At 35.1% G+C, this 9589-nt stretch carries 10 protein-coding genes; 6 read left to right on the forward strand and 4 right to left on the reverse strand.

All coding sequences use genetic code 11. The annotated features are described in order from the left end of the window. A complete protein-coding gene (locus tag OH814_RS19620; RefSeq protein ID WP_076562831.1) occupies positions 1–906 on the reverse strand; it encodes an EamA family transporter in 906 nt (301 codons plus the stop codon). A 167-nt stretch (positions 907–1073) separates the two neighbouring features. Here OH814_RS19620 and OH814_RS19625 point away from each other — a divergent pair, with 167 nt between their 5' ends. From OH814_RS19625 to OH814_RS19635, 3 genes are all read left to right on the forward strand, one after another. Continuing rightward, a complete protein-coding gene (locus OH814_RS19625; protein ID WP_123887053.1) occupies positions 1074–1451 on the forward strand; it encodes a hypothetical protein in 378 nt (125 codons plus the stop codon). A gap of 49 nt (positions 1452–1500) precedes the next feature. Continuing rightward, positions 1501–2517, forward strand: coding sequence for a TQO small subunit DoxD (locus OH814_RS19630; RefSeq protein ID WP_308829330.1), 1017 nt, complete (start codon positions 1501–1503; stop codon positions 2515–2517). Positions 2518–2631: 114 nt separating this feature from the next. Beyond that, positions 2632–3141: a hypothetical protein gene (locus tag OH814_RS19635; protein ID WP_308829331.1), complete on the forward strand. Its 510-nt coding sequence runs from the start codon at positions 2632–2634 to the stop codon at positions 3139–3141. A gap of 84 nt (positions 3142–3225) precedes the next feature. Here the strand turns inward: OH814_RS19635 and OH814_RS19640 are convergent, their stop codons facing one another. Then, positions 3226–3672, reverse strand: a complete 447-nt coding sequence (locus OH814_RS19640) for a hypothetical protein (protein WP_076562828.1) — start codon at positions 3670–3672, stop codon at positions 3226–3228. Positions 3673–3890: 218 nt separating this feature from the next. Here OH814_RS19640 and OH814_RS19645 point away from each other — a divergent pair, with 218 nt between their 5' ends. The 3 genes from OH814_RS19645 to OH814_RS19655 all read left to right on the forward strand — a co-directional run bounded on the left by OH814_RS19645 (position 3891) and on the right by OH814_RS19655 (position 6466). Beyond that, complete coding sequence (locus tag OH814_RS19645; RefSeq protein WP_076562718.1) at positions 3891–4529, forward strand: alpha/beta hydrolase; 639 nt, start codon at positions 3891–3893, stop codon at positions 4527–4529. A gap of 85 nt (positions 4530–4614) precedes the next feature. Then, positions 4615–5940: an aspartyl protease family protein gene (locus OH814_RS19650; RefSeq protein WP_123887049.1), complete on the forward strand. Its 1326-nt coding sequence runs from the start codon at positions 4615–4617 to the stop codon at positions 5938–5940. Between the two features lies 1 nt (position 5941). Further along, the gene (locus OH814_RS19655) at positions 5942–6466 is read left to right on the forward strand and encodes a hypothetical protein (protein WP_308829332.1); all 525 of its coding nucleotides are present in this window, start codon (positions 5942–5944) and stop codon (positions 6464–6466) included. Here the strand turns inward: OH814_RS19655 and OH814_RS19660 are convergent. Continuing rightward, entirely contained in the window at positions 6463–7488 is a 1026-nt protein-coding gene (locus OH814_RS19660; RefSeq protein WP_076562712.1) for a L,D-transpeptidase, read from the reverse strand. The genes OH814_RS19655 and OH814_RS19660 overlap by 4 nt on opposite strands. Positions 7489–7971: 483 nt before the next feature. Continuing rightward, the coding region (locus tag OH814_RS19665; protein WP_308829333.1) for a T9SS type A sorting domain-containing protein at positions 7972–9589 on the reverse strand (1618 nt) is incomplete at its 5' end.

A 9589-nucleotide genomic window follows, 5' to 3' on the forward strand; every position in this document is an offset into this window, starting at 1 on the left:
CTATCTAAACACCGCTTCTTTAGTCTTTAACCTGAAAATTTCCTTTGCATTAAAAATAATAACCGCTAAAAATATAATAGCGTAAGACAAAATCTGTAAACCTCCAAGAGCTTCGTGATACACTGCTCCTGCCAAGATAAAGGCAATGATTGGATTGATATTAAGAATCATTCCCACTTTTGAGGAGGCAATTCCTGATAAAGCATACAAATTCAGCAACAAAGGGACAATCGTGTACATCACCGCAATAATTTCAATATAAAAATAGAACGTAAAATCTGTAGGAATAGACCCTGAATATTTAGGAAAAAACGGCAACAAGATCAATGCTGATAAAATCATGTGAAAATTGAGAATCAGAAACTTATCAAATTTCTTGTTGGTACTTTGCACAATGAGGTAACACGCATAAGTAGAGCCAATCAAACTGCTGTACAACATATCAAGAAGATTCGAATACGACAGCAAAACACATCCTACTCCACTTAAAAATACCGAAAGCCATTGTAGTTTTGTCAGTTTTTCACGAAGAATAAAAAAAGCAAGAATCGTTGTAATAATCGGACATACAAGGTAAGCAACTGACGTCGCTCTCACGCTGATATGATTCATCACATAAATAAACGAAAACCAATTTCCCGTGAGCAAAATACTGCTTAAAACGTTTAAACCTATTATTCTGTATTTACTTTTCTGAGAAATACTCTTAAAATATTTTAAATTTTCTTTAAGCTTTGCTCTTCTGAAAAGAATCGTTACCAGCGACATAATCAATGCACAGCTGAAAACTCTGTAAAAAAGTATATCTAAAGATGCATACGAATGCAACGGTTTTAAAACCAGACTGAATGTTCCCCAGGTTGCGAAAGCAAAGATGGCGGCTAAATAATATTTGAGATTCTTCAATTGAAGTAAAAGTGTTTTTATTGCTTTAAAAAGAGACAAAGATAAGAATAAGGAAGCTGCGATTAATGTTTCAATATGATGTTTAAAAATATTTTTCTACTATTAAATTCATGTATAATGGAAATATTTGCAGCCCTCTTAATTTTGAAAACCGTAGTTTTGTACAAATGTCAAATATAAAACTCCATATAAAGATATACAAAGCAGTTGTAATGTTGCTTGTAGTGGTGTTTTCGTTATCTCCCTGTTCATTAAAGAGAAATGTTTTAGATATTTTTGACATTCAGCATATCAGTGCTCTCAACAAAACAAAAACCACAGCACCCTCATTTTCCGGCTGTGAAAGTTTTAATTCTTCTTCAAAAATTTCCGATTCAAAAGCAGATTTTAAATTTAAAGGAATTGCGCTTTCAGATTTTTTACAATCGGTCAATTTTAATTCTGAGAAGCCTATTTTTTCTCAAAAATCGTATTCCGGAAACACTTCCGGGAACAGTCCTCCAAAGTATATTTTATTTAAAAGATTGAAGCTGGATATGGTTTAGAATGAATTCTAAATCATTTTTAACAATCAACTTTTAAAATAAAACTTCAATGACAAAAAATATGACCAATCAGCCCACTGATATGGCTGGTTTATATACGTTATCAATCCGCCTTGTAATTGGCTGGACCTACTTTTCAGCTTTCTGGCGGAGACTTATTCTCGAAAACAAACTCATTCCCGATGAAGCGGGATATATCGGCGAAAAATTCAATCATTTCTTACCGAATGCTTTAGGAATAAAACCCATTATTGAATATCTGGTTACTCATCCTGATGCGCTTCAAACCTCAATGATCAGCTTCACTATCATTGAAGCGATCGTAGGATTATTTATTATTTTGGGACTCTTCACAAGGTTGATGGCTGCAGGAGTTTTTGCTTTGGCAATGGGAATTTTGCTAGGTTCCGGATGGATAGGAACGACCTGTTTAGATGAATGGCAAATAGGCGTTCTCGGAATCGCCTGCGGCTTTACGCTTTTTCTTACAGGTAGCGGAACTTATTCTTTAGACCAATATTTTAAAAATAAAAAATACAGCTTCACTCAGAAAAAATGGTTTCAATGGCTCGGTTCGGGTGCAATTCCTATTACAAATCCTAAACGCTTTGTACTTGTAGGTTCGTTGATTATTTTTGGATTGACTTTATACACCAATCAATACTTTCATGGTGGTGTTTTTGGAACTTTGCATAATAAATCGGTGAAGCCAAAAGTTGAAATTTCAAATATAAAAATGAATCAGTCGCAGGTAAAATTTGAGGTTTACAGAACAGAAGGTGTAGACGTTTATGGTTCTTTTCTTATCGGAATCGATTTATTAAATGAAAAAGGAGAAGTGATTCAATCAATGAATGGAGCTGAACTTTCAAAATTCTCTAAAGAAAAAATTCATAACCATTATGTAGCGAAAGTAAAACCCGGAAAACACAGTTTAATTATTCCGTTAGGTTCAAAAGCTGATTTAACGATTGATTTGAAAGATAATTCTTCTTCAGCCGAAAAAATTTCAGTGATTAAATTAACTGATATCAGTGGCGCAGAATGGATTGCGAAAATCAAATAAATTTAGCTTAAAATTTTATGATATTTATCCGTTTTCTGAATATGATAAAATATTAATATCCAGAAAACGGTTTTATTTTGTAAATTTATATTACTAATCATTCAAAATCTTATTATGAAAAACTCAATTCTTCTCCTTTTTGTAATTACATTTTTAAGCTTCGAAAATTTTGCAAAGGCCCAGAAAATCTCTGATGGCGAAACTGCGGATGTAAACGGAATGAAAGTGAGCTACAATATCACCAACAAAGAAAGTATACAGGTCGGCGGAAAAACTTTTGATCGCTACAAAGTTTCGGCTTCGGTAAAAAACACGTCTGATAAATCTTACAATATCAGACTTACCTCTTACCCACAAATTGTAATGGATACCGGAATTGTAGAACTCGATTGTGTAAATGCTACAGGAGCAAAACTGACTTCTAAAAAGATTCAGCTGAAAATGAAAACTCAGTTAATTAATGCATCGTACACCGCTTACGACAAATCGGGAAAAATGGTTACCAACATCTTACCTGTTATCGGAAGTTATTATTTTGATTCCGGAGATACTATTAATGATAATGCTATTTTTATTGTTCCTCAAGGTGAAAAACCGGAGGTGAATGTAAGAAGTTTGAGATAATTTGATCAAAATATTCAAATATATACCAATAAAAAACACCTCTGCAGTACAGAGGTGTTTTTCGTATAATAAAATTAATATTAATTATAATTCTAGGAAACTGTGTGCTACCGCAACTTCTTTGGTTCCGCTTCCTTGTATAGTGTCTGTTTCTGCAACCTCACCATCTATATAGATTGATATGATCAGTTTAGAATCAGCATTTAAAAGGTTGGCATTGGCAGCTAAATTTAATTGTGACTGGCTGGAGTTTACAAAAAACTCACCGCTTGTCCAGACCAAACCAGGAGAATCATACAAGGTTTCCTGTTTTGTTCCTACCTGCGTAATAATCGTTTTGAAAGTACTAACAGGAGGAGTGGGAGCTGTACCACCATTAATAATTTTTGCTTCAAACTGTACCAAGTGATCCTGAAACTGGTCTTCGTCATCATCATCTTTACAAGAATTAAAAACAGAAGCTGCTGAAAATAATATCACTGCTAAAAATGAAAGTCTAAGTAAATTTTTTGATTTGTAAAATTGCTTCATTTCTCCAAATAGATTTTTTAATGGTTCAAATATAGGTTTTTTATCAATATAAAAATAATTATTATGAAAATTTTCCAACATATATTTCCAAATAATATCAAATCAACAAAAGACTCCGCGTACCTTTTAGGATAGAGATTCTTTACCATATTTGATACTTTACAAGCTTTTCGGTTTAAAATATTAATTTAAAATCTCAATATTATTATCTTTGCAAGATGAATTTAGATTACATCGTAAGAGAACCCGAAAACATTAGTTCGATTACCCCCATTCTTTTCATGCTTCACGGTTATGGCAGCAATGAGCAAGATCTTTTCAGCTTCAGAGAAAGTCTTCCTGCAGACTGGATTATTGTGAGCTTCAGAGCTCCAAAACCCACTCAGTTTGAAGGATATTCTTGGTTTGATATCGATTTCAACAATCCTGAACAATTTATTGATCTCGATCAGGCAAAAGAAGTTCTCGAAAGTGTTTTAGAAAACATCATGGCAATTACCAACAAATATGGCCTTACCAGAAATAAAACCCATCTCTGCGGCTTTAGCCAAGGTGGAATTTTGTGTTACAGTTTAGCTTTAAAATATCCCGATCTTTTCAACTATGTAGCCTGTCTGAGTACCTATCCGGAAGAAAAATTACTTACTGATATTGTGAAAGATAAAAAGAAACTAGAAAATCTTCGTTTCTTTGTTTCTCATGGTACAGATGATGCCATTATCCCTATGGAATGGGGAAGAAAAGCTGCAGATCTTCTGTATGATCTTAGCTGTTACTTTACATTCAGAGAATATATGAGCGGCCATGGTGTCAATCAAAAAAACTATATCGATTTGATGGAATTTTTCTCAAAATAACAATTAACGATTCTCAAAATACCAAACATTCTTCCTGAAGAATGTTTTTTTTGTACCATATCATATATTTCACTAATTTCAATGAATGAAATTTAGGTTTTTAATATCAATCGTACTATTGGGCATTTTGATGAATGCACAGAACAGGTTTGAAATTAAAAACGGAAGTAAAGTCGTTATTCCTTTTAAATTAATCAATAATTTAATCTTCATTCCGATCAATATCAATGGAGCCGAGCTCACGTTTATGCTTGATAGCGGTGTAACAGAAAACACAATTTTCAGTCTTGAAGATAAAGAAATAAAGCTAAGCCAGATGGAAAAAATGAAGTTTTCCGGGCTGGGTGGCAACAGAAGTATTGAAGGTTTTAAATCTGATCTCAATACCGGTAAAATTGGTAAAAACTTCGTTAATGATTCTCTGATGCTCTACATTATCCAAGATGAGGAATTCAATATTTCCTCACACATCGGAATTCCTGTGAACGGATTTATGGGATATCATTTTTTTAAAGACTACCCGATCATTATAGATTACAGTTCAAAAAAAATTACCGTTTTCAAAGACCGCAAACTATTTGAAAAGAAAATTAAAAAATTTGAAGAATTCACCATTTCAATTGAAAAAAACAAACCTTATATTTTTGCTGATGTAGAAATGACCAGCGAAAAAAAACCGTCGAAAATGCTTATCGATATTGGGAATAGTGATGCAATCTGGCTATTTCCTACTTTAATAAAAGACTTTGTGTACAACAGACCCAATATTGAAGACTTTTTAGGAAGAGGGTTTAATGGTGATATTTATGGGAAAAGAAGCAGAATTCATCAGCTTCATCTCGGAAATTTTAAGTTTGAAAAACCGTTGACTGCAATGCCCGATGAGTTTTCTATTCAGCATCTTAATTTAGCCAAAGACAGAAAAGGCTCCATCGGTGGAGAAATTATGAGTAGATTCACTGTTGCTTTTGATTATAAAAACGAAAAGATCTATCTTCGAAAAAATAATCGATATCAAGACCCTTTTCATTTTAATATGAGCGGGCTCGATTTTAAGCAAGACGGGCTGCAATGGGAAAAAGATTATTTAACTTTCAGAACGCTAAATGAAAAATCTACATCAGGTGATATTCAAACATACAATAGTAATCTTCAGTATAAATTTATTTTAAAACCATTGTTTTCAATAGCCGGCGTACGAAAAGATTCTCCTGCAGGTAAAGCCGGTTTGAAAAAAGATGACCAACTGATCATTATCAATGGTAAAAAAACTTCTGAGATGACGCTCAATAAAATTATGGAAATGATGAAATCTGATGAAGGAAAAACTATTTATATCACTGTAAACAGAAAAGGTCTGGAACTGAAATTTTCTTTTACCTTAGAAGACCCAATTCCCTATCAAGAATAATATGGAAACAAAAGAAACAACTTTAGATAAAATAAGAACCCGCCCGAGATTTAAAATGTATACGCATCTCAGTAAGGAAACGTATGCCGAAAATCTGAAAAAATATTTGGCTGAGCATCAGGACGAGTTTACAGGTAATGTAAACACCGAGGTTGCAACCATTTCTGTTTTAACCAAAGATGATAATTATTGGAAACCTTGTTTAGCCCTCCGAACCGAGCTTGATGAAGAAGTTACGGTTATAAGAGGCGTTTTTGGTCCCAGTTCTGCAGTCTGGACATTTTTTATGTTTCTTTATTTCCTGTTTTCAATTTCGTGGATGACTTTTTTCACGATGTATTATGTAGAAAACCAAATCAACAGCCACGAATATCCGTGGGCTCTGCATGCTTCATTTGTAATGCTTTTCTTTATTGCCGTTACTTATGCAGCAGCAAGATTCGGACAAAGTAAGGCTAAATCTGAAATGAAAAAACTCCGCAAATTTGCGGAGGAGTCTACTTTAAAATTCGAAAAAATCGTTTAGTTTTCCGAAAATTCTGTTTCCTGAACAGGCGCTGGTGTAGCTTTAGCCAATTTTATAGAATCGGCTACTTTTTCACGATTAGTCTGTTCGAAAATCATTTTTTCAACGTTCGGCTGAATCAGTTTTGTCATTTCTTCAACAGAAATATTGTTGGCATTGGGATCGTTCAGAAGATTTCTCCAAGGCTTTCTTTTTCCCCAGCCGTAATCTCCGAAAACCATTACCGGTGTTCCTTTCGCCTTTGTGGTCGCTCCACCCGGATTTAAAATCCATGTATCGGCGTAGTTATATAACCAGATTGCATCTTTCATCAATAATCTCAGACAAGAATGTGATGCAGGATAACCCGGAAGATCATATTGATGCCATCCTATTCCGTGTGTATTATGAATATTAAAATTATAAGGAAGTTTCCATTCGCTTTTTACAGTTGAAATGGCAAGTTTCTTTTTCCAATTGGCAAACATCAGGCCTCTGTCGGTCTGAGCCGATTTTTTACCCATACTTGTAGGCCCCCATTTTACTAAAGCACCATTTGAATACACTCCATACGCCTGAATAGGATATGAAAAGATGACAAACTTTTTCACATCGCTCAACACATCAAGCTGCATCGGGAAAGGGGAATATGCCATTAAAGTAGTATCTATTTTTGCAGGAACCACCAATGTATCAGAATTCCATTTGCTTTTAGAATCTAATCGGTTTAATGCTAAAATTGCATAACGCTCTCTTTCAGTATATTTTTTACTGAAAACTGCATACAGAGAATCTCTTAGCTTTTTATCTTTGGGGATCGCAAATGCATTGTAAAATCCGTTCTCCTGCATCATTGGCGGGGCAGATTCTTCTACAGGTTTTGTTTTTATAGAATCGGGATCGGCTGTACTTTTTGCAATATCCTCTGCAGTTGAGGTTTGTTGCTGATTTTGATCTACCGCCTCTTCTTTTTTACAGGAAGCAAGGCTTAATGCAAATAATAAGGTGTAAAATATTGATTTTTTCAAAGTTAGTTTTTTCATAAATATAATAGTTCATTCAGTCTGGTATAGCCTTACAAATATCAGACCTAAATTTTAAAAACCCAGGACTTTTAATTCTACAAGTCTTGAATAAATTTACAGAAAAATTTATTCCGATAATAATTTTCTGCAATCAATGATTGATTTAGAATAAATGAAGTTAGCAAAATGTAATTTTCTTCTCTTCTTTTCTTGATTGCTTGACTAATTTCCTGCTATCGAACCTAAACTAATTTCAGTTTTTATATTGATAAATATTTCAAGCATTTCGCTTCCTCTATATTTGTTGGAGATTATTTTTTTACTTTATTAATTTTAAAAACTATATAGATTTTACAAAGCATTTCGTAAAAAATATGATGGATATTCCAATGTATCTTTTAATGTTTATTTGATTTTTCCTGAGCCTATTTAAAAAAAAGCCAGCAGCAATTAATTGCTACTGGCTGATCATTAAGTTATGAGATTAATTAATAATTAAATTTATCTTTTTATAAACTTAAATGTTTTTACATCATCTTTGGTAAATACCTGAATCAAGTAAACACCCTGAACTAATGAATGAACATTAATGCTTCTTTCATTTTTCGATAATGTTTTCTCGGTAACTTTTCTACCATCTGCAGAGTAAATAGCTAATTTTGTAATTTTCTCCTCTCCACTTATGTTAAGGATGTCCATTACCGGATTAGGATAGATTTGCATCTCTGATTTTGGTTTTGTAGCGTTACCTACACTTAAACTCGCATTGTAAGCTAGAACTGCCAATGAAACTGTCGATTCACAAACTCCCACCGTTTGAGTTGCATAATAAGTTGTATTATTTACAATCACCGTGGTTGTTGGTAAACTTCCTGTATGGTTAGCAGCATCTATAGCTGAAGCATACCATTTAATGTTCTGCCCGGTAACTACCAAAGCACTCAAAGTATCTCCTGCATTAAAGCTTTGCGTTGCTGCACCAGTCGGAGCTGCAACTGCACTCGACTGAGTTACCGTTGCAGTTACTGTTCCTGTACATCCGTTGGAATCTGTAATTGTTACGGTGTAAGTTCCAGCTGATAATCCCGTGCGGTCTTCTGTGGTGATTCCTCCTCCCCAGTTGAACGTGTAAGGTGCTGATCCACCTGTTGGTGTTAAGTTGATAGCTCCTGTTGATCCGCCGTTACATGCAATATTCGTAACCACTGTGGTACCTGAAATTGCTGTCGGCTGAGTAATCGTTACCGTTCTTGTTATCGTACATGCATTAGCATCTGTTACCGTTACGGTATACGTTCCTGCCAATAATCCCGTTGCAGTTGCTGCAGTTCCTCCACTTGGAGACCATGAATAGGTATAAGGTGCTGTTCCGCCTGTTACAACAATTCCTGCGGTTCCGTTACTTCCACTGTTACATGAAACATTCGTTTGTGAAACCGTGGCACTCATTGCTGTTGGCTGAGTTACTGTTGCTGTTACTGTTCCTGTACATCCGTTAGCATCTGTAATTGTTACGGTGTAAGTTCCTGCTGATAATCCTGTACGATCTTCTGTGGTGATTCCTCCGCCCCAGTTAAACGTATAAGGTACCGATCCACCTGTTGGTGTTAAGTTGATAGCTCCTGTCGATCCGCCGTTACATGCAATATTCGTAACTACTGTCGTGCCCGAAATTGCAGTCGGCTGAGTAATCGTTACCGTTCTTGTTATTGTACATGCATTAGCATCTGTTACTGTTACCGTATACGTTCCTGCTAATAATCCTGTAGCCGTTGCTGCTGTTCCACCACTTGGAGACCATGCGTATGTATATGGTGCTGTTCCTCCCGTTACAACAATTCCTGCCGTTCCGTTTGAGCCACTGTTACATGAAACATTTGTCTGTGAAACCGTTGCACTCATTGCCGTTGGCTGAGTCACTGTTGCCGTTACTGTTCCTGTACATCCGTTGGCATCAGTAATCGTTACCGTATAAGTTCCAGCAGATAATCCTGTACGATCTTCTGTGGTGATTCCTCCGCCCCAGTTGAACGTGTAAGGCGCTGATCCACCTGTTGGTGTTAAGTTGATAGCTCCTGTTGATCCGCCGTTACATGCAATATTCGTAACCGCTGTCGTT

The organism is Chryseobacterium sp. CFS15, from assembly GCF_031118795.1.
Taxonomy (GTDB): domain Bacteria; phylum Bacteroidota; class Bacteroidia; order Flavobacteriales; family Weeksellaceae; genus Chryseobacterium; species Chryseobacterium indoltheticum.

What these genes read in the sequence shown, in the direction of transcription:
- OH814_RS19625 (WP_123887053.1), top strand. Translation starts at nt 1,074, where the DNA reads ATGTCAAATATAAAACTCCATATAAAGATATACAAAGCAGTTGTAATG.
- OH814_RS19630 (WP_308829330.1), top strand. Translation starts at nt 1,501, where the DNA reads ATGACAAAAAATATGACCAATCAGCCCACTGATATGGCTGGTTTATAT.
- OH814_RS19635 (WP_308829331.1), top strand. Translation starts at nt 2,632, where the DNA reads ATGAAAAACTCAATTCTTCTCCTTTTTGTAATTACATTTTTAAGCTTC.
- OH814_RS19640 (WP_076562828.1), bottom strand. Translation starts at nt 3,672, where the DNA reads ATGAAGCAATTTTACAAATCAAAAAATTTACTTAGACTTTCATTTTTA.
- OH814_RS19645 (WP_076562718.1), top strand. Translation starts at nt 3,891, where the DNA reads ATGAATTTAGATTACATCGTAAGAGAACCCGAAAACATTAGTTCGATT.
- OH814_RS19650 (WP_123887049.1), top strand. Translation starts at nt 4,615, where the DNA reads ATGAAATTTAGGTTTTTAATATCAATCGTACTATTGGGCATTTTGATG.
- OH814_RS19655 (WP_308829332.1), top strand. Translation starts at nt 5,942, where the DNA reads ATGGAAACAAAAGAAACAACTTTAGATAAAATAAGAACCCGCCCGAGA.
- OH814_RS19660 (WP_076562712.1), bottom strand. Translation starts at nt 7,488, where the DNA reads ATGAAAAAACTAACTTTGAAAAAATCAATATTTTACACCTTATTATTT.